Raw genomic sequence first — 23,742 nt, forward strand, 5'->3', positions numbered from 1 at the left:
CGGGCAACCGGAACACCGGCAGGAGGACAGCGTGGACGCGGCACAGGCGGTACATGAAAAATTTCTCGGCGCGCTGGCGAGCGGAACGCTCGCTCGCCGCGCCGATGCGCCCGATCCCGCGCATGCCGGGCTGACGCGGTCGGATGCCAGCGATATTTTCCTGTCGCAGCTCACCAGTCGCCAGATGGACCGGCTGTCGCGGACGCTGCAGGCACGCGGCGAGGGCTTTTATACCATCGGATCGTCGGGGCACGAGGGCAATGCCGCGGTCGCGGCGGCGCTGCGCGTCACCGACATGGCGTTCCTCCACTATCGCTCGAACGCCTTTCAGCTCCACCGCGCGCGCCAGCTCCCCGGACAGACCCCCGACTGGGACATGCTGCTGAGCTTCGCCGCTTCGGCCGAGGACCCGATTTCGGGCGGGCGGCACAAGGTCATCGGGTCGAAGCCGCTCGCGATTCCGCCGCAGACATCGACGATCGCGTCGCACCTGCCCAAGGCAGTGGGCGCCGCCTTTTCGATCGGTATCGCGCGGCGACTGGGCATGTGCGGCCTCCCGCTGCCCGAAGACGCGGTGGTGCTGGCGAGTTTCGGCGATGCGTCGGCCAATCATTCGACCGCGCAGGGCGCGTTCAATACCGCGGGCTGGTCGGCCTTTCAGGGCACGCCTTTGCCACTTATCTTCCTGTGCGAAGACAATGGCATCGGCATCTCGACACGCACCCCGACGGGGTGGATCGAGGCGCAGTTCCGCCACCGCGCGGGGCTTCATTATATCCAGTGCGACGGCACCGACCTTGTCGCGGCCTACGCGGGCGCAAAACAGGCCGCCGACTTCGCGCGCCGCACGCGCAAGCCGGTGTTTCTCCATATGGGAACGGTGCGGCTCTACGGACATGCCGGGTCGGACGTGCAGGGTGCCTATCTGCCCAAGGCGCTGATCGAAGCCGACGAGGCGCGCGATCCCCTGCTCGCGGGGGCGGCGCTGATGGTCGAACAGGGATGGATGTCCGCCGCCGAAGTCGCCGATGCCTATGAAGAGATCGGCGCAACGCTGGCGCGGCAGGCCGAAGCCGCGATCCGCCGCCCCAAGCTGACCACCGCGGCGGCAGTAATGGAGAGCCTGGTTCCGCCGAAGATCGACCGCCCGCCGGCCAATCGCCCCTCGACCGACGAGCGCGCGGCGCTGTTCGCCGGCGACGCGAACCAGATGGACAAGCCGATGCATATGGCGCGGCTGCTCTCCTGGGCGCTCGCCGATCTGATGCTCGCTTATCCCGAGATCGTCGTCGCGGGCGAGGATGTCGGGCCGAAGGGCGGCGTCTACAATGTAACCGCCAAGCTGCATCAGCGCTTCGGTTCGGCGCGCGTGATCAACACGCTGCTCGACGAACAGGCGATCCTCGGCCTCGCGATCGGCATGGCGCACAACGGCTTCGTGCCGATGCCCGAAATCCAGTTCCTCGCCTATGTCCACAATGCCGAGGATCAGATCCGCGGCGAGGCGGCGACCCTGAGCTTCTTTTCGAACGGCCAGTATACCAACCCGATGGTGATCCGGATCGCCGGGCTCGGCTATCAGAAGGGGTTCGGCGGCCACTTCCACAACGACAACAGCCTGGCGGTGTTCCGCGACATTCCCGGCGTAATCCTGGCGGTGCCGTCGAACGGGCGCGACGCCGTGCAGATGCTGCGCGAATGCGTGCGGCTGGCGCGCGAGGAGCAGCGCGTCGTCGTCTTCGTCGAACCGATCGCGCTCTATATGACGCGCGACCTGCACGAAGAGGGCGATGGCCTGTGGACGAGCGCCTATGAAGCGCCCGGCGAAGGGACGCCGATCCGGCTGGGCGACGTCGGCGTGCATGGCGATGGGACCGATCTGGCGATCGTGACCTATGGCAATGGCACTTATCTCTCGCGGCAGGCCGAAAAGCTGCTCGCCGCCGACGGCGTCAAGGCGCGCGTGATCGACCTGCGCTGGCTCGGTCCGGTCGATGCCGACAAGCTCGTTGCCGCGGTCGGCGAGGCGAAACGCGTCCTGATCGTCGACGAATGCCGCATCACCGGTTCGCAAAGCGAGGCGCTGATGGCGCTGTTAACCGAGCGCACGCCGGAGAAGAAGCTGGCGCGCATTGCCGCCGAGGACAGCTTCATCCCACTGGGCAAGGCGGCAACGGTGACGCTGCCGAGCCGCGATTCGATTTACGCCGCCGCGAAGGAGCTGCTGGCATGACGGCGGCGAAGAAGACTGCGCTTGTCGTCGCCCCCGGCCGCGGCACCTATGGCAAGGGCGAGCTTGGCAGCATCGCACGGCTGCACGGCGCGCGCTTCGGCGATATCATCGCTGGTTTCGACGCCCAGCGCCGCGAGCGTGGCCAGCCGACGGTCAGCGAACTCGACGGCGCCGATCGCTTCAGCGTCGCGACGCACATGCGCGGCGATGTCGCGGCCCCGCTGATCTACACCGCGACCCTGCTCGACTGGCTCAGCATCGACCGCGACCGATACGACATTGTCGCGGTCGCGGGCAATTCGATGGGCTGGTACAGCGCGCTCGCGCTTGGCGGCGCGGTGTCGGTCGAGGACGGTTTTCGCATCGCCAACGCCATGGGTCTCAACAGCCAGACGCACGGGCCGGGCGGACAGATATTGGTGCAGATCGTCGATGAAGACTGGCGCCCGGTGCCGGGGCTGCGCGCCAGCCTGCTGGCGCTCGTCGCCGACATCGCCGCGCGCCCGGGTCATGCGCTCGCGCTTTCGATCGACCTTGCCGGCATGCTTGTCTTGGCGGGCAATGAAGAGGGGCTGGCCGCCTTGCTTGCCGAGGCGCCGCCGACGCCGGGCCGCGATCCGCTGCGGCTGGCAGGACATGGCCCCTTTCATACGCCGCTGATGGTCGGCAGCTCGGACAAGGCGAAGGTCGAATTGCCCCCGGCACTGTTCGGCATGCCCGACCTGCCGATGGTCGACGGCCGTGGTCATATCTGGCGGCGCTTTTCCAGCAATCCCTGGGGCATGTGGGACTATACCTTCGGGCATCAGATCCTTGCGCCCTATGATTTTGCGCTGTCGGTGCAGGTTGCGGTCAAGGAATATGCGCCCGACGTGATTATCCTGCCCGGCCCCGGCGATACGCTGGGCGGCGCGATCGCGCAGGCATTGATCGGCATCGAATGGCAGGGGATCGCAGGCAAGGCCGACTTCATGTCGCGTCAGGCGGCGGACCCGATCCTGCTGTCGATGGGCCGCCCGGAACAGCGCGCGCTCGTCACGGGCTAGCCCATCTGTCTGTGGAGGTCCGGCGAAGGGGCCGAGCCGACGGAAGTGGAATATCCTCCGCCGGCCCGGCTGGGATGCGCGGCCAGGTGGGGATGGCACGCGCGGTCGAACGGATCGCCCTTGGGGACCAACACAAGGGCGACGGACCGTTCGAATCTCTTATAGGGGCCAATCTGTCGCGCTGTCCGGAGGCGGGCGGACTTCAAGCTCCGAAATGGACGGGATTGGCGATCCGGCCCCCGCGCGAATTAGACCGAAAAGCGCAGCCGTAGCAGCTCGGCGACGCTCGCCGCGCCCGACTGGCGCATGACATTGGCGCGGTGCACCTCGACGGTGCTCGGACTGACGTCGAGCTGCCGCGCGATCGCCTTGTTGCCGAGCCCCGCCGCTATGGTGCCAGAGGTGCCCGCCGCCGCCGAGCAGGGCTGCCTCGGCCTCGGCTCCGGCGTCAATTCGAAGTCTTCGGGGCGGCGGCGATCAGGCGGCCGGCGCGATGACCGGCAGACGAAGCGTGACGACGGTACCGTGGGGCTCGGCCGGGGCAATCGTCATTCGGCCGCCGTGCATATGCGCGATCGTTTCGACCAGCGACAATCCCAGCCCGGCACCCGATCCGCCGCGTGCGGGGTCGAGCCGGACGAAGCGTCGCGCCGCCTCGGCGATGCGGTCGGAGGGGATGCCGGGACCGTCGTCGATTACCGCGAGGTCGATTGCATCGCCAGCTTCCCGGACTGCGGTCAGCCGGATCTGGGTGCCGCCGGCCGCATATTTCAGGGCATTGTCGATCAGGTTCGACAGCGCGCGGACCAGCATTTCACGGTGCGCGACCACGTCGAGATCGACGGGTGCCGTCACCGCGATCGCAAAACCCTCGTCCTCGGCGAGCGGGCCATAGACTTCGGCCATGTCTTCGAGCAGCGGCGCGAGTGCGAAGCGCGTGAACTGGTCGCGGCCGATCCCGGCCTCTGCGCGGCTGATCTCCAGCGCGGTGTCGAGCAGGCGATGCAGGCTGTCGGCCTCGTCGATCGCACCGGCGAGCGCGGCCGTCGTTTCGGGGTCGCGCGCGCGGCCCAGCGCCTGTTCCAGCTTCGCCTTCATCCGCGCGACCGGCGAACGCAGATCGTGCGCCATCGAATCGGTGAGCATCCGCAGCTCGCCGACCAGCGTTTCGATCCGGTCGAGCATCGCGTTGATCGATACGCCGAGCCGGTCGAAGGCGTCACCGGTCCGGTCGCGCTCCACCCGCGCGTCGAGCCGGCCGCTGACAATTGCGGAGGCGGCGCGCGAAAAGACGTCGATGCGCCGCCCGAGCAGCCAGGCGACGAACGCGGCGACGATTCCGGCGATCGTGATGCCGACCGCGAGGGCGAACAGAAAGGCGGCCTGACTGGCGCGCGCGAGCTGAACCTGCGCCTCGAGCACTTCGCCCGTCAGCAGGGCATAGCCGCCGGGAAGCGGCGTGGTAATCAACCCGATCGGTTCGGCCTCGGCCGCATCCTGCCGGAACAGGCGGATTTCGCGCCACGCTTCATGGTCGGACACTGTCGCCGGCCATTGGCTGAGATTGCCGACGACGCGTGTGCCGTCGGGCGCCTTCAACAGTACGACGAAGTTGCGGTCGTCGCGCCGGGTCAGCCGGTCGCGGATCGCCTGAACCAGCGCTTCGGGCCCTTGCTGGCGCTGGGTCTCGGCAAAATCGTCGCGCGCGACTTCGGCGGCGATGCGCGCGTCGTCGATGATCGTCGCCTGGGTGAAGCGGTGGATGATCGTCAGACCGAGCGCCAGCGCCGCGACCTGCGCGATCACCAGCGCCAGCGTCAGGCGGACGATCGTCGATTGAAAGAAGCCTGCGCGCATCAGGCCGTCAGCTCGCGTCACCGAGCATATAGCCCGCGCCGCGGATCGTATGGACCAGCGGCGTTGCGAACCCGTCGTCGATCTTGCGGCGCAGCCGGCTGACATGAACATCGACGACATTGGTGCCGGGGTCGAAATGATATTCCCAGACCCCCTCCAGCATCATCGTGCGCGTCACCACCTGCTCCTTGTGGCGGAGCAGATATTCGAGCAGGCGAAACTCGCGCGGCTGCAGTTCGATCCGCTTGCCAGCGCGCGTCACGCGGCGGTTGAGCAGGTTCATTTCCAGATCCTCGCAGTACAGTGCCGTTTCGACCTGGGGGCCGTTGCCGGGCTTGGCGAGGAGCAGCTTGAGCCGGGCCAGCAATTCGGAGAAGGCAAAAGGCTTGACCAGATAATCATTGGCGCCCGACGTCAGCCCTTCGACCCGCGCATCGACCGCGCCTAGCGACGACAGGATGATAACCGGCGTCGCGATCTGCGCGGCGCGCATCGCCGCGAGCAGGGCCATGCCGTCCATGCTGGGCAGCATGCGGTCGAGGATGATCGCGTCGTAACTGCCATCGGTTGCATGAAACAGGCCGTCGCGGCCGTCGGCGGCATGATCGACAACGAAGCCTTCGCCGGTCAGGCTCTTGCTGATGAATTCGGCGGTCGTCCGGTCATCTTCGACGAGCAATATTTTCTGCGACATGCACTGTCCCCGGCTGTGGCCCGCGCGTCGCGGGAAGATGCTTATAGCTTGTCCGGATGCCACGGCGAATTCGCAGCGTCACCCCCTTGCGCGCGTCGCGGCGTAGCCGTGCGGCGGCATCGGCCGCCGACGCGATGGGGCGGCCATCGATCCGGTCGATCCGGTCGCCGGCCGCGATGTCGGCTTTCGCGGCCGGCCCGCCGTCCTCGACGCTGGTGACGACGAGCGCGATCGGCTGGTGGCGCCGGACAGGCTCCGCTTCGAAGGTCAATCCCCCCACCTGTCCCCCGCCACGCGAATGCGGCGAGGCATAGAGCCGCGCTGACAGGAAAACGATCCCCGCCAGCAGCAGGATCAACAAGGCCGTCGGCGGCATGGATCGGATGCGCGGCGGGTCCATTGGACCGGCGTAGCAGGCCGCGTCCCACCGCCCGATGGCGAGTAGATGAAACTGCGGTAATCTTGCCCCCGATCAAGCCGTCGCTGCAATGGGCGCGCGGGTATCCTTGCGGACCGGCGCGCGCGAGACGATCTGGTGCACCGCCGCCATCGCCTGCGCAAAGGCCATGCCGCGGGGTCCTGCGATGTAACGCGGCTGCCAATCGGTCGCGAATTTTGCCTTGTAGCTGCGCAAGCCTTCAAAACCATAGAGCATCTCGCCATGGCGAAAGACGAAGGCGGCCCCCTTCGCCCATGCGGGCGCAAGCTTGCGTCCCTCGATGCCCGACAAGGGCGCGATGCCGAGCGTGAACCAGCGATAGCCCGCTTGCTGCGCATGCTGCATCAGGCGAATGAACAGGAAATCCATAACGCCATAGGGGACGTCGTTCACATGGCGCATCAGGTCGACCGACATTTCGGCGCCATTGGGGGTCGCCAATATATTGGCGAAAGCGACGATCCGCCCGTCTATCCGTACCACCGCGCAGGGAAAGCGCGCTATATAGGCGGGATCGAAGCTGCCGAGGCTGAACGCCTTTTCGCGCTGCTTTTTCGCGTGCAGCCAATCGTCCGACACGGCCTTGAGTTCGGCAAGATGCGCTGGAACCTCGGCGGCGGCGATTACGGCGAATTCGGCGCCCTCCTGCACTGCGCGGCGCTCGGCGTGTCGCAGCGTCTTTGCCTGCGGTCCGGCAAGGGTGAAGCGGGCAAGCTCGACGCGTGCTTCTTCGCCATATTTGACGATCGACAGCCCTAGGTCGATTGCCTGGGGCAGACACGCCGCGCTGATCTGATAGAGCAGGATGCGTCCCTGCGCTGCGTCGGCCATCTCGCGCAGCTTCCACAAGAGATCGGCCCAGCGATCCTCTTTGCCCACCGGATCGCCCATCACGATCCAGTTGCCGCCCTGCACCCGGTACATCAGGAAGGCGTCGCCCTCATCGGCGAGCAGGAAGCGCTTGTCGCCGGTATAGGCCAGAAAGGCATCGGTGCTGTCGCTGAGCGCCAGCGCCGTTTGGAGCGCATCGAACCCCACCGGCGTATCGCGCACCGTGCGGGCCGACGGCGCGAATAGCCGCCACAGCGCGAGGCCGGTGATCAGGACTGCGATCCCGAAACTCGCGCGCAGAAAGCGCGGCGCGTCGCCGCGCAAGCTGAATTGCCACCACAGGCTGCTGGTATAATCGACATGCTTGTAAGCAAAGAAACCGACGAAGGCCGACCCCAGGATCGCGATCAGCGCCGCCACGATCCAGCCGGTCGACAGCGGTGCGTCGATCAGCGAAGTCTTGCGGTAAAAGGCGGGGCGGCTCCATTGCAGCGCGGCGCAGATGGCAAGGAGGATCGCTGCCTCCTCATAATCGAACCCCTTGGTCAGCGAAAAGATCGCCGCGGCGAGCAGCAGCGCGCGCGTCGCGACGAAGGCCCCGTTGAGGCGGCGCAGAAGACCGGGCGCGAGAAAGAGCAGCAGCGTGCCCGACAGGCTGGCTGCGATATGCGATGCTTCGACGAAGGGCAGCGGCAGGATATGCCGCAAATCGTGCATCCGCCCCGCTTCGGCGGGGGTCGACCCCGACAGGAGCAGGATCAGGCCACCGGCGAAGACGAGTGCGGCGAACAGCGGGGGTGCCAGTTCGCGGAGCAGCGATTCGCCCGCCGCGGCGAACTGGCGCGCCGGGGCGTGCCACGCCTTGCTTTCGTGCCAGGCAAGCAGCAGCGCTGCGACCAGCAGCGGCAGCAGATAATAAATGACGCGATAGGCGAGCAGCGCGGCAAGGAGCTGCGCCTTGTCGCCAGGGACCATCGCGATCACTACCGCCTCGAACACGCCGAGCCCGCCGGGCACATGGCTGATCAGCGCCGCGATGATCGCGAAGGCATAGCCAAGGAAAAAGGCGGGGTAGGCGGCGGGGTCGGGCGCTGGCAGCAGCACGAACAGCGCCGCGCTGGCCGCAGCCAGATCGAGCGCGGCGACGAGCGTCATCGACGCACTTGTCTTCAGGTCCGGGATCGGGGTGCGCCATCCGCCGATGTCGAGCGCGGTCAGCCCGAAATGGCGGAGCAGCAGCGGGATGAGGCACAGGGTCGCGACGACCATCCCGCCGAGATGCAGCCAGTGCAGCGACAGGCCGATGTCGAAAATCGGCAGCAACTGGGTACTCGCCATGGCCGCCAGACCCGCGAGCAGAACGACGCCGTTCCAGAAGCTCAGGCTGGCAAGCGCGATCACGCTCCCGACCTCTCCGCCGCTGAGACCCGCGGCGCGGTAGACGCGGTAGCGCGCCGAGCCGCCGGTCAGGAGGGCCAGGCCCAGATTGTGACTGAGCGTGTAGCTTGTGAAGGAGGCGAGGGCGGCCGTGCGCCAGGGCAATTTGCGGCCGATGACGCGCAATGCGCCGGTATCGTAAAAGGTGAGAAGCAGATAGCTGGTCGCGGTCAGCAGCAGCGCGAATCCGATCTGCGCGTTGGACACCGCGCGAAAGGCCTCTCGAATCGCGTGCGGGCGCACCGAATGCAGCAAATGATAGAGCGCGGTGAAACCGAGCGCCGCGACGATCAGCGCCGCTGCGATCGACAGCGTCCGGCGATGCCGCGAGGTCCAGGATTGTACGCCCCCGAAAACCGTCATCGACGCGTCCACTCCTGATGCTTGCAGATCAGCCCGCCCAGGATGCAACCCGAAATTCGCAAGCTGTTCGGGGTCCTTACCTCGATCGTCGAATAAAAGCGACGACCCTGGTCGGGCACATAGACCTGCCCGGTCCAGCGCCCCGCACCCGTCGCGCGATAGTCGCTGAGCAATTCGGTGCCGATCAATGCGGTGACACCGGCGTCGCGCGCGTCGGAGAGCGCGGTGGGGCTCGCCCAGACAATATTGCCGCACAGCATTGCACCGCAATTGCGCGTGCGCACCAAAATGGTGCCTTTGGGATTTTGCCAGACGCCGAGGGGGCTGGCCGCGGGCTGCGCGGCAGGAATGCCGGTCGCGGCGCCGAGCAGCAGGGCGATCGCCAGAGCCTTCATATCAGTTCCTCCGGGGGGACGGTGCGCGCATCCGGTCGGTCGCGTGCGCAATGGCAGGATAGATTGCGGCTTCGAGCGCCGCGTCGGCGGATTGCAGCTTGTGGCCGCCTGGCAAGGCGATCTTGCGTACGCCGGGCAAGGTCAGTTCGGGGCACAGGCTGTCACTTTCCTTGGTGCCCCAGATGCAGGTGAGCGGCACCCAGTCGAGCTGCGATGCGGTCGGCAAGGCGAGCTGGTCGGGGATTTCGAGACCGGCGAGTTCGATCGGCGAGGCGCGGAAGATGATGTCATGACCGGGAACGATCAGGATGACGGCGCCGATCGGTGTCCGGTCGGCCGCGGGCATCGCAGCGAGGCCGGCGTGCAACATGTCGGCACCGAAGGATTGTCCGATCAGGACAACGCGGCGCGTGCGGCCGAGCCGCATCGCCCGCGCCATCGCATTCTCGATCAGCGTCGCCGCTTCCTGCGGCGTGCGGCGCGGCGAGAAATAGGCGAGCGAATTGACCGTCACCACCGCATAGCCGCGGCGATTGATCCGCCGCGACACCGGCGGGGTCATGCCGATCTTGTTCCCCATATCGCCCGACAACATCACGATCGCGGGCCGATCCGGCCCGGCCGCAGCCGATGCCAGATCGCGATAGAGCGGTCCGTGATAATAGCCCGCCCAGACATAGAAATCGCCGAGCGCGAGCAGCGCAAGCAGCAGGCCGGCGAGCGCCAGCCGGACGCCGCGCGGGATGCTGCGGCGGCGCGCGGCCGGCGCGGCGGGTTCTGCGATCGGTGCCGTGTCGGCGTGCGCAGTCACGGGGATTCTCCCATCGAGCATGGTCCCGATATGCACCCGACCGGCCGTCCGGATGCTGGCGCGCAAATTACCATATTGTCATGTCGCGGCCATCACCCCGTCGGCCTCGCCGGTCTAACAGGGGTTTGTCCAAGGCGGGATCATTCCCTGTCCACCCAGACCCCGCCCTGGACGTCCTGCTTCCCCGCCGACCCCGTCGCGTTGACCAGGGCCGTGCGAGAGGAACATCCGGAGTAATAGAGATGGCACGTTTTGGTTCCCTGATCGGCGTCGGCCTGGCCGCGACGATGATGATCGCCGCCCCGAGTTTTGCAGCAACCACGACGGCGAAGCCCGCGACGGCCGCGGTCAAGCCCGCCGCGAAGCCTTTCAAGCAGGCTGCCGCCAAGCCGAAGGCCGCACCGCAGCGCGTCGCCGCAGCCCGCCCCACCGGCCATATGGTCAAGGCGAAGCAAGCGAACGGCAAGACCGTGACCTATAATTGCAGCCTTCCCGGCAACAAGAACAAGCAGGCTTGCAAGGGCTGACCCCGGCACCCGAAGCCCCGAACAACCTGCTGCTGGCCAGCTCTCGCGCCCCGAGAGCTGGCCTTTCTTGTTCCGGCGAAGCGCGGCGCGCGATCAGCGCGCGATGGCGGCGGTATCGGCAGGGGCGATGGTGCCGCGGAAGCGGTCGAAGCGCGCCGCAATGGTGCGGGCATAAGGCTGCGATCCCTCTTCCAGCACCAGTTCGTCGCCATCCCAGCGGATCAGTCCGCGCTGCGCGACGTCCGCGAGCGCCGGGCGCGCGGCATCGGCCCATGCCGCGGGCAGCGCGGCGCGCCCCTGACACAGGATCGCCTTGATGATCGCGCCGCGCAGGCGGTCTTCATCGGCTACCGCGACGCCGCGCACGGCGGCAAGCCGCCCTTCGCCGATCAGGTCGCGATAGGGGCCGGCGCGCTTTTCATTCTGGACGATCAACCCTCGAAAACGGCTGATCGCGCTCGCCCCGAAGCCGAGGAGGACGGGGGCGTCGTCTTCGGTGAAGCCCTGGAAATTGCGGTTGACGCGCCCCGCCTTGGCCGCCGCGGCAAGCGGATCGCCCGGCAGCACGAAATGATCGAAGCCGACGGGAATGTAGCCCGCCGCGGTCAGCCGTTCGAAACCGTGCGCCGCCTGTTCGAAGCGCAACCGGTCGTCGGGCAGGTCGGTCGCGTCGATGCGTCGTTGCCGCGGCAACATCGCGGGCAGATGGGCATAGCCGAACAGCGCGATCCGGCTGGGAGCGAGGCGGATCGTTTCGTCGAGCGTCGCGTCGAGATCGGCGATGCTCTGCCCCGGCAGCCCGTACATCAGATCGAAATTGATCGCGTCGATCCCGCGCAGGCGCAGCGCCGCGACCGTCGCCTCGATATCGCGGAGCGGCTGGACGCGGCCGATCGCCTGCTGGATGTGCGGGGCAAAGGTCTGAACGCCCAGGCTGACGCGCGTGACGTTCGACGCGGCGAAGACAAGCGCCCATTCGGTCGTGAAGCCGCGCGGATCGATCTCGATCGATATTTCGGGCCGGCTGACGTCGAAGACGGTCAGCAGGCGGTCGAGGATGCGGACGAATTCAACGGGCGCGACCGCATTGGGGCTGCCGCCGCCAAAAGCGATATGCTGGACGCGCGCGCGGCCGCCGATCCGTTTCGCCACCATCGCGATTTCGGCGCGTAGCGCGACGAGATAGTCGGCGAGCCGCTGCTTGCGGCCCGCGGCCCCGGTATTGCAGCCGCAATACCAGCAAATCTGTTCGCAAAAGGGGATATGGGCATAGAGCGAAAGCGGCGTGGCCGGCTCGATCGCATCAAGCGCCCGCGCATAATCGGCTTCGCCCACCGCGTCGCCGAATTCCACCGCGGTGGGATAGCTGGTGTAGCGCGGCACGGGCTTTGCGAGCAGCTCAGGATAATAGGTCCACATGGCCATGGTCCTACGGGCGGGCGGTCTTTGCCGCATTGACCAAGGTCAAAGCGGCGGCGGCCATGTCAGCAACAACCCTTTTTGTCGTCGGTCGGCTTGCTGCGCCGCTCGGTCACGGCATGGCAGGGCTTCGAACAGGGGTGGTCGCCGGGCTTGTCCGGGGCGCCGGGAATGACGAGCAGATGCGTCCCGCCGCCGCATGCGGGAAGCAGCAAGATCTGCGCATCGCTGGCAAGCGGCGCGAAGGCGAGTCCGGTGGCGGCGGCGAGCGAGGCGAGCGGGCGCAGGATCATGGCACGGCATCCTCTCCATCCTCGACGAAGATGCGCAATGCGGCGCCGTCGAGATCGTCGAACTGGCCGTGGCGCAGCGACCAGAAGAAGGCCGCAAGACCGAGCAGTCCCAGCCCGAGCGCGATCGGGATCAGGAAAAGCAGGCCGTTCACCGGATCGCCGCCTTCAGGCGCAGCGCGTTGCCCACCACGATCAGCGACGAACCCGACATCGCGATGGCCGCGATCAACGGGGTTACGTGGCCGAAGATGGCGAGCGGCACCGCGATGATATTATAGCCGATGGCGAGCGCGAAATTCTGCTTCACGATCCGCTGCGTCCGGCGCGCCATGCGCACCGTCTGCACCACCGGCATCAGCCGGTCGCCGAGGAAGATGCAGTCGGCGGCATTCTTGCCCGCGTCGCTTGCCGATCCCGGCGCCATAGAGGCATAGCCGGCGGCCAGCGCCGGGCCGTCGTTGAGGCCGTCGCCGATCATAAGCACCCGGTGTCCGGCGCCCGCATGACGGGCGATCGCGGCGAGCTTGTCCTGCGGCGTCATGCCGGTCTGGGCGGTGATGCCGAGTTCGCGGGCGACGGGTGCCACCGCCTCGGCCCGATCGCCCGACAGGATCGTCGCGTCGATTCCCTCGGCCGCCAGCGCGTCGATTGCGGCGCGTGCGTCGGGGCGAAGCTGGTCGGCGAAGCGGATCGTCGCGAGCGGATCGCCGTCGATGGCGAGTTCGGTGGCCAGCGCGGTGCCCGCCGCGGGGCTTTGCGGGCGCCCGAGCGTGACCTTGTGACCATGCCAGTCCGCCTCGATCCCGAAACCCGGCGTTTCGCGTATAGTCTGGACCGCTTCGGGTACCACGCCGAGCGCCGACAGACCGCGCGTCAGCGCTTCGCTGAGCGGGTGGCGACTGGCCTGCGCCAACGCGAGGAGCAGCGGGCGATGGGCGGGATCGACGGCGTCGAGATCGGTGGCGACCGGCCGGCCGAGCGTCAGCGTCCCCGTCTTGTCGATCAGCGCCCGGTCGACCTCGGCCATGCGTTCGAGCGCCGAGCCGTCCTTGATCAGCACACCGACCCGCATCAGCGCCCCCGCTGCGACGATCTGCGCCGCCGGAACCGCAAGGCCGAGTGCGCAGGGGCAGGTGATGATGAGCACCGCGACCGCGATCAGGAGGCTATGATGCCAGCCTGCGCCCGCGATCATCCAGCCCGTGAATGCGAGCAGCGCGAGCGTGTGGACCGCGGGCGCATAGAAGCGTGCGGCGCGATCGGCGATGCGGACATAGCGCGACTTGCCCTGCGCCGCCTCGCCCATCAGTCGTGCGATATCCGCGATGGCGGTGTCGGCGCCCGCGGCGGTGATCCGGACGCGGATCGGCGCGCCGAGATTGAGCGTGCCCGCGTGGACATGGTCGTCGACATGCACCGCCTGCGGCGCGCTTTCGCCGGTGAGCAGCGACAGGTCGATCTGGGTCGACCCCGCGACGATCACCCCGTCGGCGGCGAGCCGTTCGCCGGCGGCGACCAGCATCACCATGCCCGGCTGAAGCGCGGTCGCATCGACCCAATGGCCGCTGTCTTCACCGCGCAGCACCGTCGCGCCGGTGCCCATGTTGCGGAGCAGGGCGGTAACGCCGCCGCGGGCGCGGTCGCGCATCACGCTGTCGAGCCAACGTCCGCAGAGCAGGAAGAAGAGGAGCATGACGACGCCGTCGAAATAGGCGTGCTGGCCGTGCGTCGCGGTTTCGTAGACGCTGAGCGCGCTGGTGATGACGACGCCGATGCTGATCGGCACGTCCATATTGGTCCCGCCGTGGCGCAGCGCGCGCCATGCCGAGCGGAAGAAGGGGCGCCCCGAATAGGCGACGGTCGGCAGCGCGATCGCCGCCGACAGCCAGTGGAACAGGTCGCGTGTCGCGCCCTCGGCGCCCGACCAGACCGATACCGACAGCAGCATGACGTTCATCATCGCGAAGCCCGCGACGGCCACCGCACGCAGCAATTCGCGGCTGCTCGCCGCTTCGGGATCGCCTTCGCCGGGGGCGTCGCCGATCGGATGCGCCTCGAACCCCAGCAGCGCGAAGGCGCCGACCAGATCGGGCGTCTCGGCGTCGGGGGTGCAGGCGATATGGACGCGCTTTTCGGTGAAGTTGACGCGCGCCGAAGCGATGCGCCGGTCGCGGACCAGCCCTTGTTCAAGCTTCGAGATGCAGCCCGCGCAGCGGATATCGGGAACCGCGAAGTCGCGCTCGACCAGTGGCGAGGCGGTGGCAACGCTCATTGCAGATCGATCTGGTAGCGGGCCTCGTCGGCGCCGTGCCGGACCGAAAGGTCGAGCCGCCAGCGGCCTGCCGGCACCGTTTCGCGCGAGATCAGGCGGCCGTCCGCTGCCGGCGCGAAATGCACCGCGCGCGCCGGCAACTGGCCGAGCGGGTGGCTGAGCGTCGCGGTCGTCGCCAGCCCGCCGAGCGGCTTGCCCTGACTGCGGACGGCGAGTTCGATGTGGCGGTCGGCATCGAGCGTGGCGCTCTTGTCCCAGCCCAGCCGGTCCTGCGCGGCGGCGCGGGCGAGCCATTCGTTGTAGTGCTGGCTCGCGATATAGCTGTTTTCGACCACCGTGCCGCCGAAAGTCGAGAGGGCAAAGCGCGCCATGACGATGTTCACGGTGATGACGACCGCAAAGAAGGCGACGAGGATCGTCGTCATGTGCCAACCGGTGAAGCGGCGCGCCTTGCTCATTGTCCGGGCTCCTGATTGTCGGCCGGCGGCCGGTCGAACTGGATGGTCTCGCTGTCGCCGCGCGGATCGCCGTCGAGGCCGCGCGTCGCGATGGTGAAATCCTGTCGCGCCGCGCCCGCGGCGGGGGCGGCGACGAACAGCTTGACGCGGGTGACGCTGTCGGGTGCGAGCGTCAGCGTGATCCGCTGCGCCGCCTTGTCGCGCGAGCCCTCCTCGGTCCACAGCGCCGCGTCCTTGAGCCCGCTGACCGTCACCTCGACGCCGCGCGGGCGCGTTTCCATATTGCGCAGCTTGAGCGTGTAATTGTTGCGGATATACCCGTCCGAAAGCTGGACGTAGAGCGGACTGCGCTCGTGCTGGACGGCCAGGTCGAGCCGCGTGCGCTGGCCCAGCGTGAACAGCATCGCGGCGCCGATCGCGCACCAGATCGAAAAATAGATGATCGTGCGCGGACGGAACAGCGTCTTGCGCACCGGCCGCGCGGTGCCCCCGGCCTTTTCCGCGGCGGCATCCTCCAGCGTGCAATAGTCGATCAGGCCGCGCGGACGGCCGACCTGCGCCATCACCCCGTCGCAGGCGTCGATGCACAGCGCACAGGTGATGCAGCCGATCTGCGGCCCTTCGCGAATGTCGATGCCGGTGGGGCAGACCGCGACGCATTGGTTGCAATCGATGCAGTCGCCGAAGGCGCCGGGGTGCGCCATCGCCTTCTTGGTGCTGCCGCGCGGTTCGCCGCGCCAGTCCTTGTAGGTCACGAGCAGCGACTTTTCGTCCATCATCGCGGTCTGGATGCGCGGCCAGGGGCACATGTAGATGCACACCTGTTCGCGCATGAAGCCGCCGAGGACGAAGGTTGTCGCGGTCAGCACCGCGACGGTGCCATAGGCGACGGGCGCCGCCTGGCCGGTCCAGAAATCGTGCGTCAGCGTCGGCGCATCGGCGAAATACATGATCCACGCGCCGCCGGTCCAGAAGGCGACGGTCAGGTAGATCGCATATTTGAGCGCGCGCCTGGCGATCTTTTCGGCCGTCCACGGCCCCTGCGCGAGGCGGATCTGCGCGTTGCGGTCGCCATCGACCAGCCGGTCGACATGCTGGAACAGGTCGGTCCACACTGTCTGCGGACAGGCATAGCCGCACCAGGCGCGGCCGACCGCGCTCGTCACCAGAAACAGGCCGATGCCCGCCATGATCAGCAGGCCGGCGACATAATAGAATTCGTGCGGCCAGATTTCGATCTGGAACATGTAGAAGCGCCGGTGCGCGAGGTCGACCAGCACCGCCTGATCGGGCGCATAGGGGCCACGGTCCCAGCGAATCCATGGCGTCGCGTAATAGATCGCCAGCGTCACCGCCATGATCGCCCATTTCAGGCGGCGAAAAGGGCCGTCCACCCGCTTGGGATAGACGCCCTTGCGCGCCGCGTAGAGCGATGCCGTGCCGCCGGTCGGATCGTCAGGGCTGGCCATCGGCTCCCTGTCCTTTCGGGGCGGCTGCGGCGACCGCTGCGGGGGCGGGCGCCTTTTCGCCGCCGCCCAGCGAATAGACATAGGCGGCCAGCATCTTGATCGTCACCGGATCGAGCCGTTCGCCCCAGTGCGGCATCACGCCGTTGCGCGGATGGTTGATCGTCGCGGTCAGGCTGGCGCGATCGCCGCCATAGAGCCAGATGGCGTCGGTCAGCCTGGGGGCGCCGACGCTGCGGCCGCCTTCGCCCCCCACGCCGTGACAGACCGCGCAATTGGCCGAGAAGAGCGCGGCGCCGCGCGCCGACGAGGCGCTGGGTTTTTCCTGGCGGCTGATCACGCGGACATGGCTGACGACATCGGCAATCTGTCGGGCGTCGAGGATGCCGTCGCGGCCGAAGGCGGGCATCTGACTGGTCCGCGTCGCTGCGACGTCGGGATTCCGGATGCCGTTGGTGATCGTATAATGGATAGCGGCAAGGTCGCCGCCCCACAGCCAATCATCGTCGGTCAGGCTGGGATAGAGGTTTTTGACCCCGGCGCCGCCGGCACCATGACATTGGACGCAATGGACGCGAAATGCCGCGCCGCCACCCTGGGTGGCCGCCTGCATCAGGTCGGGTCTGGCGGGCAGTTCGGCGATCGGCGTCGCGGCGATTGCGTCGACGATCGGAGCGCGCCGCCGGGTTTCGGCGGCGAGTTCCTTTTCGAGCTGGCCGCGGCTGCTCCAGCCGAGTGTGCCCTCGGTCGCGCTGCGGATCATCGGCCAGGCGGGATAGAGGATCACATAGACGATCCCCCAGATGATCGTCGCAAAGAGTGACCACAGCCACCACCGCGGCATCGGCGTATCGAGTTCCTCGATGCCATCCCATTCGTGACCGGAGGTGGCTGTGCCCGTCACTTCGTCGATGCGCTTATCTTCGGCCATTGTCGTCTTCCTTGAAGATCATGTTCGCTGCTTCGTCATGGTGGCGGGCGGCTCCCTTGCGGAACGGCCAGGCGATGAAGAGGAGGAACATCGCCACCATGACGATCAAGCCCCAGCTATCGGCGAAATGCCGTATCTCGTCATAGGTCATCGCGCTTTCTCCTGCGCGATGTCGGCGGCGTGCGCCTGTTCCTGCGGCGCCGCCTTGTCGACGTCGACGAGCGTTCCGAGCATCTGGAGGTAGGCGATCAGCGCGTCCATTTCGGTAAGACGCGCGGGATCGCCGTCGAAATCGCGGACCTGTGCCTTGGGATAGCGTTTCTGGAGATCGGCGGCCGACGCGGGATCGACCTGTGCCTTCAAATCCTCGTTGGCCTTGGCGATATCCTCCTTGGTATAGGGAACGCCGACGCGATAGAGCGCGGTCAGGTCGTTGCGCAGATCGTCGGTCCGAAGGTCGTTTTCGGCAAGGAAGGCATAGGGCGGCATGATCGATTCGGGCACGACGCTGCGCGGATCGATCAAGTGCGCGCGATGCCATTCGTCCGAATAGCGGCCGCCGACGCGCGCCAGGTCGGGGCCGGTGCGTTTCGACCCCCATTGGAAGGGATGGTCGTACATGCTTTCCGCCGCCAGGCTGTAGTGGCCATAGCGTTCGACCTCGTCGCGGAAGGGTCGGATCATCTGGCTGTGACAAAGGTAGCAGCCCTCGCGGATATAGATGTTGCGGCCGGCGAGTTCGAGCGGAGTATAGGGCCGCATGCCGTCGACCTTTTCGACGGTATTGTCGATCCAGAACAGCGGCGCGATCTCGACGATGCCGCCGATCGCCACGGCGACGAGCGAAAAAAAGCCAAGCAGGGTGATATTGCGTTCGAGCTTCTTGTGGCTGAAGCGCTTTTCGGTGGATTGGGTGGCCATGGCCTGGAGGCTCCTTATTCGGCGGGAACGGGCGCCAGCGGGCGGTCCGCGGCGGCGTTATAGGGGGTCTCGGTCATCGGCTTCTCTTCGCGGACCTTGCCAGCAATCGTCGCCCAGACGTTGACGATCAGCAGGACAAAGCCGGCGAGATACATCGCCCCGCCGGCAGCGCGGATCAGATACATCGGGTGCATCGCCGCGACGGTTTCGGCAAAGCTGTAGACGAGGTAGCCGTCGGCGCCATATTCGCGCCACATCAGACCCTGCATGATCCCGGCGACCCACATCGAGGCGGCGTAGAAGACGATCCCCAGTGTCGCGAGCCAGAAGTGCCAGTTGACCATGCGCAGCGAATAGAGGCGCGGCCGTCCCCACAGGCGCGGCACCAGATAATAGACTGCGGCAAAGGTGATCATGCCGTTCCAGCCCAGCGCGCCGGCATGGACGTGCGCGATCGTCCATTCTGTATAATGGCTGAGCGAGTTGACCGCCTTGATCGAGAGCATCGGCCCCTCGAAGGTCGCCATGCCATAGAAGGCGAGGGCGATCACCATCATGCGGATGATCGGATCGGTGCGGATCTTGTCCCATGCGCCGTTCAGCGTCATCAGCCCGTTGATCATGCCGCCCCAACTCGGCATCCACAGCACAACCGAAAAGACCATGCCCAGCGTCTGCGCCCAATCGGGCAGCGCGGTATAGTGCAGATGGTGCGGACCCGCCCAGATATAGAGGAAGATCAGCGACCAGAAGTGGATGATCGACAGGCGATAGCTGTAGATCGGCCGTTCGGCCTGCTTGGGGACGAAATAATACATCATCGCAAGGAAGGGTACGGTCAGGAAGAAGGCGACCGCATTGTGCCCGTACCACCATTGCGTCAGCGCATCCTGCACCCCCGCGAAAGCCGAATAGCTTTTTGACCCGAAGATCGTTGCCGGCACCGACAGATTGTTGACGATGTGGAGCATCGCGATGGTGATGATGAAGCTGAGGTAAAACCAGTTGGCGACATAGATATGCGGCTCGCGGCGTTTGACGATCGTGCCGACGAACACGACAAAATAGACGACCCATACGATGGTCAGCCACAGATCGACATACCATTCGGGTTCGGCATATTCGCGCGCTTCGGTGACGCCCATCAGATAGCCGGTGGCTGCGAGCACCAGAAAAAGCTGATAGCCCCAGAAGACGAAGCGGGCGGCGCCCGGAAAGGCGAGCCGCGCGCGGCAGGTGCGCTGGACGACATAGAAGCTGGTCGCGATCAGCGCATTGCCGCCGAAAGCAAAAACCACGCCCGAGGTGTGCAGCGGGCGCAGCCGTCCGAAGGTCGTATATTCAAACCCCAGGTTAAGCGCGGGATAGGCAAGCTGGAGCGCGATATAAAGGCCCGCGATAAGACCCGCGGCGCCCCAGAAGATCGTCGCGATCACCCCCCAGCGGATCGGGTCGTCGTCATAGACGCCTTCGTCCGCGGGCATTTTCAATATGCCGCGCGCGATGCCGTCGAAATCGGCGCGCGAGACGGTGGCCCACAGGACGGCGAGGCAGGCGACCGCGACGATCCCCATATGCACCGCAAAGGGCGCATCGACCGCGAGCGCCGCCATCACGAGCGCGAGAAGGGCGAGGCCCAGCCAGCCGCCCGCTTTCAATACCACACCGTCCATAATGCTTGTCCCTGCTTGGCGCGGTCCCTTCGACCGCACGGCTGGGAACCGCTCATGGACGGGGACGGTGGCCAAAACATTGACCAGGATCAAGCAATTTTTTGCGTTCCATCAATGCGCGGTGCGGCGGGCAAGCGCAGGGAGGCGCTCGTCAACGCAAGGAGTCACGACATGAAGACGCATTATCTCTCCCTCGCCGCTCTGGCCGCCGCGATGGTGGTTCCGGGCCAGGCCCAGGCCAAGGCCGGGGACGTTCAGGTGAAGCTGCTCGCGACCCTCGTCGCGCCCGACGGCAAGATCACCGACGTTAAATATGACGGCCTCAGCCTGCCCGCCGGGACGCAGAGCAAGGCGAACGACAATGTCACGCCGACGATCGCGGTCGAATATTTCGTCACCGACAATGTCTCGCTCGAAACCATTGCCGGCGTGACCCAGCACGACGTCGATGGCGCCGGGGCGCTGGCGGGTGCCGAGCTGGTGTCCGACGTCAAGATCATCCCGGCGACGCTGACGCTGAAATATCATTTCGGCCGCGACGGCGGGATTCAGCCCTATGTCGGCGCCGGCCCGAGCTATTTCTTCTTCATCGACGAAAAGCCGGGCGTGACGACGCGCGGACTGGGCGCGACGCGGCAGAAGATCAACGACAAGTTCGGCGCCGCGGTGCAGGCCGGGATCGATATTCCCGTGAATGACAAGGGGCTGGCGGTCTCGTTCGATGCGAAGCGCTATTTCCTGCGTCCGACCGCGACCTGGTATGCGGGTACGACCGAAGTGCTGCAAACCAAGCACAAGCTCGACCCGTGGGTGATCAGCGCGGGGGTGGCGTTCCGCTTCTGAAGCGGCGCGCGGCGCTGATCGGCGACATGTCCCCGCCGGGTGGTGGGGGTGTGTCGCCGACGCCGCCGGCTATCCCGCCATCGCTTCCATCGCGTCGCGATCGGTAATCACGATCTCGCGGCGCGAGGGGAGGTCCAGAAGACCGTCGGAGCGCATCCGGGTGAGCTGACGGCTCGTCGTTTCGATCGTCAGCCCCAATATGTCGGCGATTTGCTGGCGTCCGAAGGGTAACTCGAAACCGTTACGCGTGCCGCCGACCTGGCATCCCTGCCCCGAAAGCCGTTCGGACATTTCGAGGAGGAAGGAGGCGACCTTTTCCGACGCCGATTTGCGACCGAGCAGCATCATCCAGTGCCGCGCCCGGTCGAGTTCGTCGAGCGTGCGGCGCAAGAGCTTCTGTTGCAGGTCGGGATGGTTGCCTGCAAATTCGTCGAAGGCGTTGCGGTTGAAAATGCAGACTTCGGCATCGGTCATCGCGGTGACGCTGTACGGGCTTTCCTTGCCGAACGGGCGGCCGATGAAATCCGACGGAAAAACGATGCCGACGATCTGCTCGCGCCCGTCGGCGGTCGCGACGACCAGTTTAAGTACGCCTTCGAGGACATTGGCGACCACCGGTGCGTCGTCGCCTTCCCAGAGCAGCGTCTGGCCCGCCTTGACGCGCTGCTTGCGCCCCATCTTGCCGAGCAGCAACAGCTCCTCGGGATTGAGGCTCGCACAGATCGCGCGGTTTCGCACGACGCAGGATGCACAGTCGGTCACGCCGTTCGCCTAGCCGAATGCGCGGCATTTGGAAATAGCGAGAGCTTCCGCTCTGGCGGGATGAGGCGCCGTCGCGGAATCCCGGAAATTCGCGCCTCGGGCGTGCCGGTGACGCAGGATGATACGCCTATCGCGCCCCTCGTAACTTGATTTCGAATCATGATCCTCTATGCCCTTTTGTGTGCAGGGTGACCCAGACAATTACATCAGTCTCCTTTCGGCCGCGCAAATCGAAACGCTGCGGCTGGTTTTTGAGCACAAAAATTCCAAAGAGATTGCTCGCATTATGGATGTATCCCCGCACACGGTTGATGAGCGTGTGCGGCGCGCTTTGAAAAAACTCAATGCATCCAACAGGATAGAGGCTGCGACGATTTTGGCACGTAACGGTGTATTCGACCAAGTTACTCCCTATCAGCCATTGAGATATCAATTGATCAGCCTAGGCGACGAGGCGCCCGCCGATGAAGCCGGTGTGGGGCGCAGTTCGATCCGGCGGCTTTTCGATATCGGTTCGCCATTTCCTACCGCGTCCCAGCCGGCCAACCGGCACGGGTTGATGGAAAGGATTATCTGGCCAATCCTGATCGCATTTGCGACCATTTTGGCTTTTTCCGCCCTCTATTCGATCCTTGTCGGTCTTGGTCGTGTGTTGACCTGAATGCTGCGGGGGGGATTCCGTCGGCATTCGTATACAAGGACCAGGATTATGCTGAATGAACGCATGTCTGCCGCCAAGAAGATCGCCTCGGACCTCCATCAGGCCGAAGATGCGATCGACGATACGATGATCAGCATCGCGCGTCTCGCCGCGACGCTGCCCACCGCACGGCGCGATACCAATATGTCGGCGATCGTCGGCCAGGAAGCGATGGCCAAGGTTGCGCAGGCGCTTGCCGCGGCCGGCGAAGTCCGTCAGCTGCTGACCGACGCGCATCTCGCGCTCAGCGTCACGCAAAAGCAGGTCGGTCTCGGCACGCGCATGTTCGGTGCAGGCGTCAAGCCGCCGGCGGCAACGCTGGTCGAGGATGGCAGCAACGATCACGGCGATCCCGCGGTGGCGCATCTGCCGCTCGCCAAAGCGTCGTAAGTTCAAGAGCGGGGGTGGACGAACCACATGTGGACCGTAGCGGGCTATTATGCGGTTCTGCTGACCACGGTGGCCGTCGCGATGTGGCGCGGCGGTCCCCTCGAGCGCTGGGCCGCCTATACGGCCCTGCTCGCGTCGGTGTGCACCACCCTCCTCGCACCCAATCCGGATTGGTCGCATATTGAATATAATATCTTTGCGATAGACCTGGTCGCGCTCGCGAGCTTTTGGTTCATCGCATTGAAAACGCAGCGTTTCTGGCCCTATTGGATCACGGGATGGCAGTTGATCGCCATTTTCGGCCATGTCCAGAAGCTGATGTTTTCGGAGATATTGGCGCGTCCCTACGCGCTGCTTTCAATGTATATCTCTTACCCGATCTTGTTCGTCATTCTGTACGCATCGGGTTCGACCAGGCGGAGGGGTGGTGTCGGAGTGTAGCGCCTGAAGGCGCACCAGGGGTCCCATCACATGCAGCAATTTTCCAACCAAGAAATTGCCGATCTGAAATCGCGTATCGACGAAATTCACGAGCTGCTCGCCGCGCGCGGCGGCGACGAGTCGGCGGCGCCGGTCCGCGTCGAGCTCGAACCGCGCAGCGACGTGGCGGCGCCGCGGCTGGTCGACCAATTGTCGTTCAGTATCCAGGCCCGCCGTATGCGGCGCCATCATTTCGGCAGCGCGCAGATGTCGGGCCCGACGTGGGACATGATGCTCGACCTGATGCTGGCCAATGCCAATGGCCGTATCCTGAGCGCGAGTGACCTCGCGACGGGGGCCGGCGTGCCGTTGTCGTCGGGGCTGCGGATGATCGCCTCGCTCGAGGCGATGGGGCTCGTCAAACGGTCGATCGACGAACGCGACCGCCGCCGGACCATCGTCCGCCTGACCGATGCGGGGACCGAGCGGATGGCCAGCTATTTCGAGAAAGTCGGCCTGGCGTTGCGGAGCAATCGCGCAGGTTGACCGGCGCGGCCGGAT

The 23,742-nt window shown here is 66.1% G+C and carries 26 protein-coding genes; 8 read left to right on the forward strand and 18 right to left on the reverse strand.

Translation table 11 applies throughout. The features are described 5' to 3' along the window. Window positions 1-31 precede the first annotated feature (31 nt). Complete coding sequence (locus tag L0963_RS00555) at window positions 32-2,233, forward strand: thiamine pyrophosphate-dependent enzyme (protein ID WP_234178461.1); 2,202 nt, start codon at window positions 32-34, stop codon at window positions 2,231-2,233. Next, window positions 2,230-3,279, forward strand: a complete 1,050-nt coding sequence (locus tag L0963_RS00560) for an ACP S-malonyltransferase (RefSeq protein WP_186402800.1) — start codon at window positions 2,230-2,232, stop codon at window positions 3,277-3,279. Before L0963_RS00555 ends, L0963_RS00560 begins: the two co-directional genes overlap by 4 nt. Before the next feature lie 248 nt (window positions 3,280-3,527). On the opposite strand, the gene L0963_RS00565 is transcribed toward L0963_RS00560, so the two are convergent. The 7 genes from L0963_RS00565 to L0963_RS00595 form a co-directional block, all read right to left on the reverse strand. After that, window positions 3,528-3,731 (reverse strand): LuxR C-terminal-related transcriptional regulator, encoded by a 204-nt coding sequence (locus tag L0963_RS00565; RefSeq protein ID WP_234178462.1) that lies wholly within the window; start codon window positions 3,729-3,731, stop codon window positions 3,528-3,530. 25 nt (window positions 3,732-3,756) lie between these two features. After that, the gene (locus L0963_RS00570) at window positions 3,757-5,157 is read right to left on the reverse strand and encodes a sensor histidine kinase (RefSeq protein WP_234178463.1); all 1,401 of its coding nucleotides are present in this window, start codon (window positions 5,155-5,157) and stop codon (window positions 3,757-3,759) included. After that, the gene (locus tag L0963_RS00575; RefSeq protein ID WP_234178464.1) at window positions 5,144-5,830 is read right to left on the reverse strand and encodes a response regulator transcription factor; all 687 of its coding nucleotides are present in this window, start codon (window positions 5,828-5,830) and stop codon (window positions 5,144-5,146) included. Before L0963_RS00575 ends, L0963_RS00570 begins: the two co-directional genes overlap by 14 nt. Further along, a complete protein-coding gene (locus tag L0963_RS00580) occupies window positions 5,799-6,206 on the reverse strand; it encodes a PDZ domain-containing protein (protein ID WP_186402803.1) in 408 nt (135 codons plus the stop codon). The genes L0963_RS00575 and L0963_RS00580 overlap by 32 nt, the downstream gene beginning before the upstream one ends. A gap of 96 nt (window positions 6,207-6,302) precedes the next feature. Continuing rightward, window positions 6,303-8,900 (reverse strand): bifunctional lysylphosphatidylglycerol flippase/synthetase MprF, encoded by a 2,598-nt coding sequence (mprF, locus tag L0963_RS00585; protein WP_234178465.1) that lies wholly within the window; start codon window positions 8,898-8,900, stop codon window positions 6,303-6,305. After that, window positions 8,897-9,295, reverse strand: coding sequence for a DUF2147 domain-containing protein (locus L0963_RS00590; RefSeq protein ID WP_234178466.1), 399 nt, complete (start codon window positions 9,293-9,295; stop codon window positions 8,897-8,899). The genes mprF and L0963_RS00590 overlap by 4 nt, the downstream gene beginning before the upstream one ends. Before the next feature lies 1 nt (window position 9,296). After that, window positions 9,297-10,106, reverse strand: a complete 810-nt coding sequence (locus L0963_RS00595; protein ID WP_234178467.1) for a virulence factor — start codon at window positions 10,104-10,106, stop codon at window positions 9,297-9,299. A gap of 242 nt (window positions 10,107-10,348) precedes the next feature. Here L0963_RS00595 and L0963_RS00600 point away from each other — a divergent pair, with 242 nt between their 5' ends. Continuing rightward, the gene (locus tag L0963_RS00600; RefSeq protein ID WP_234178468.1) at window positions 10,349-10,633 is read left to right on the forward strand and encodes a hypothetical protein; all 285 of its coding nucleotides are present in this window, start codon (window positions 10,349-10,351) and stop codon (window positions 10,631-10,633) included. 93 nt (window positions 10,634-10,726) lie between these two features. Here L0963_RS00600 and hemN read toward each other — a convergent pair whose 3' ends face one another. From hemN to ccoN, 10 genes are all read right to left on the reverse strand, one after another. After that, window positions 10,727-12,052 (reverse strand): oxygen-independent coproporphyrinogen III oxidase, encoded by a 1,326-nt coding sequence (gene hemN, locus L0963_RS00605; RefSeq protein ID WP_234178598.1) that lies wholly within the window; start codon window positions 12,050-12,052, stop codon window positions 10,727-10,729. 65 nt (window positions 12,053-12,117) lie between these two features. Beyond that, on the reverse strand, window positions 12,118-12,345 hold the full coding sequence (locus L0963_RS00610) for a hypothetical protein (protein ID WP_003041565.1): 228 nt from the start codon (window positions 12,343-12,345) through the stop codon (window positions 12,118-12,120). Continuing rightward, complete coding sequence (gene ccoS, locus L0963_RS00615) at window positions 12,342-12,497, reverse strand: cbb3-type cytochrome oxidase assembly protein CcoS (RefSeq protein ID WP_234178469.1); 156 nt, start codon at window positions 12,495-12,497, stop codon at window positions 12,342-12,344. The genes L0963_RS00610 and ccoS overlap by 4 nt, the downstream gene beginning before the upstream one ends. Beyond that, on the reverse strand, window positions 12,494-14,617 hold the full coding sequence (locus L0963_RS00620; protein ID WP_234178470.1) for a heavy metal translocating P-type ATPase: 2,124 nt from the start codon (window positions 14,615-14,617) through the stop codon (window positions 12,494-12,496). The genes ccoS and L0963_RS00620 overlap by 4 nt, the downstream gene beginning before the upstream one ends. Beyond that, a complete protein-coding gene (locus tag L0963_RS00625; RefSeq protein WP_062901615.1) occupies window positions 14,614-15,075 on the reverse strand; it encodes a FixH family protein in 462 nt (153 codons plus the stop codon). The genes L0963_RS00620 and L0963_RS00625 overlap by 4 nt, the downstream gene beginning before the upstream one ends. Further along, a complete protein-coding gene (ccoG, locus tag L0963_RS00630) occupies window positions 15,072-16,544 on the reverse strand; it encodes a cytochrome c oxidase accessory protein CcoG (RefSeq protein WP_062901616.1) in 1,473 nt (490 codons plus the stop codon). Before ccoG ends, L0963_RS00625 begins: the two co-directional genes overlap by 4 nt. Beyond that, complete coding sequence (gene ccoP / locus L0963_RS00635) at window positions 16,531-17,472, reverse strand: cytochrome-c oxidase, cbb3-type subunit III (RefSeq protein ID WP_234178471.1); 942 nt, start codon at window positions 17,470-17,472, stop codon at window positions 16,531-16,533. The genes ccoG and ccoP overlap by 14 nt, the downstream gene beginning before the upstream one ends. Further along, complete coding sequence (locus L0963_RS00640) at window positions 17,459-17,623, reverse strand: cbb3-type cytochrome c oxidase subunit 3 (RefSeq protein ID WP_003041548.1); 165 nt, start codon at window positions 17,621-17,623, stop codon at window positions 17,459-17,461. Before L0963_RS00640 ends, ccoP begins: the two co-directional genes overlap by 14 nt. Further along, on the reverse strand, window positions 17,620-18,393 hold the full coding sequence (ccoO, locus tag L0963_RS00645) for a cytochrome-c oxidase, cbb3-type subunit II (protein WP_003041545.1): 774 nt from the start codon (window positions 18,391-18,393) through the stop codon (window positions 17,620-17,622). The genes L0963_RS00640 and ccoO overlap by 4 nt, the downstream gene beginning before the upstream one ends. 14 nt (window positions 18,394-18,407) lie before the next feature. Continuing rightward, window positions 18,408-20,066, reverse strand: coding sequence for a cytochrome-c oxidase, cbb3-type subunit I (gene ccoN / locus L0963_RS00650; protein ID WP_003041542.1), 1,659 nt, complete (start codon window positions 20,064-20,066; stop codon window positions 18,408-18,410). Window positions 20,067-20,237: 171 nt separating this feature from the next. Here ccoN and L0963_RS00655 point away from each other — a divergent pair, with 171 nt between their 5' ends. Continuing rightward, window positions 20,238-20,909: an OmpW/AlkL family protein gene (locus L0963_RS00655; RefSeq protein WP_003041537.1), complete on the forward strand. Its 672-nt coding sequence runs from the start codon at window positions 20,238-20,240 to the stop codon at window positions 20,907-20,909. A gap of 69 nt (window positions 20,910-20,978) precedes the next feature. On the opposite strand, the gene L0963_RS00660 is transcribed toward L0963_RS00655, so the two are convergent. Next, the gene (locus L0963_RS00660; protein WP_003041534.1) at window positions 20,979-21,671 is read right to left on the reverse strand and encodes a Crp/Fnr family transcriptional regulator; all 693 of its coding nucleotides are present in this window, start codon (window positions 21,669-21,671) and stop codon (window positions 20,979-20,981) included. 181 nt (window positions 21,672-21,852) lie between these two features. On the opposite strand from L0963_RS00660, the gene L0963_RS00665 reads away from it, so the two are divergent. Genes L0963_RS00665 through L0963_RS00680 form a run of 4 tightly spaced genes read left to right on the forward strand, consistent with a single transcriptional unit; the run spans window position 21,853 to window position 23,727 of the window. Beyond that, window positions 21,853-22,332, forward strand: coding sequence for a response regulator transcription factor (locus L0963_RS00665; RefSeq protein ID WP_231292865.1), 480 nt, complete (start codon window positions 21,853-21,855; stop codon window positions 22,330-22,332). Between the two features lie 48 nt (window positions 22,333-22,380). After that, window positions 22,381-22,761 (forward strand): hypothetical protein, encoded by a 381-nt coding sequence (locus L0963_RS00670; protein ID WP_062901618.1) that lies wholly within the window; start codon window positions 22,381-22,383, stop codon window positions 22,759-22,761. Between the two features lie 27 nt (window positions 22,762-22,788). Next, entirely contained in the window at window positions 22,789-23,202 is a 414-nt protein-coding gene (locus tag L0963_RS00675) for a hypothetical protein (RefSeq protein ID WP_003041525.1), read from the forward strand. Between the two features lie 30 nt (window positions 23,203-23,232). Continuing rightward, on the forward strand, window positions 23,233-23,727 hold the full coding sequence (locus L0963_RS00680) for a MarR family winged helix-turn-helix transcriptional regulator (RefSeq protein ID WP_003041520.1): 495 nt from the start codon (window positions 23,233-23,235) through the stop codon (window positions 23,725-23,727). The last annotated feature ends 15 nt before the right edge of the window (window positions 23,728-23,742 follow it).

The sequence above is a fragment of the Sphingopyxis sp. NFH-91 genome, from assembly GCF_021401285.1.
GTDB lineage: Bacteria > Pseudomonadota > Alphaproteobacteria > Sphingomonadales > Sphingomonadaceae > Sphingopyxis > Sphingopyxis terrae_A.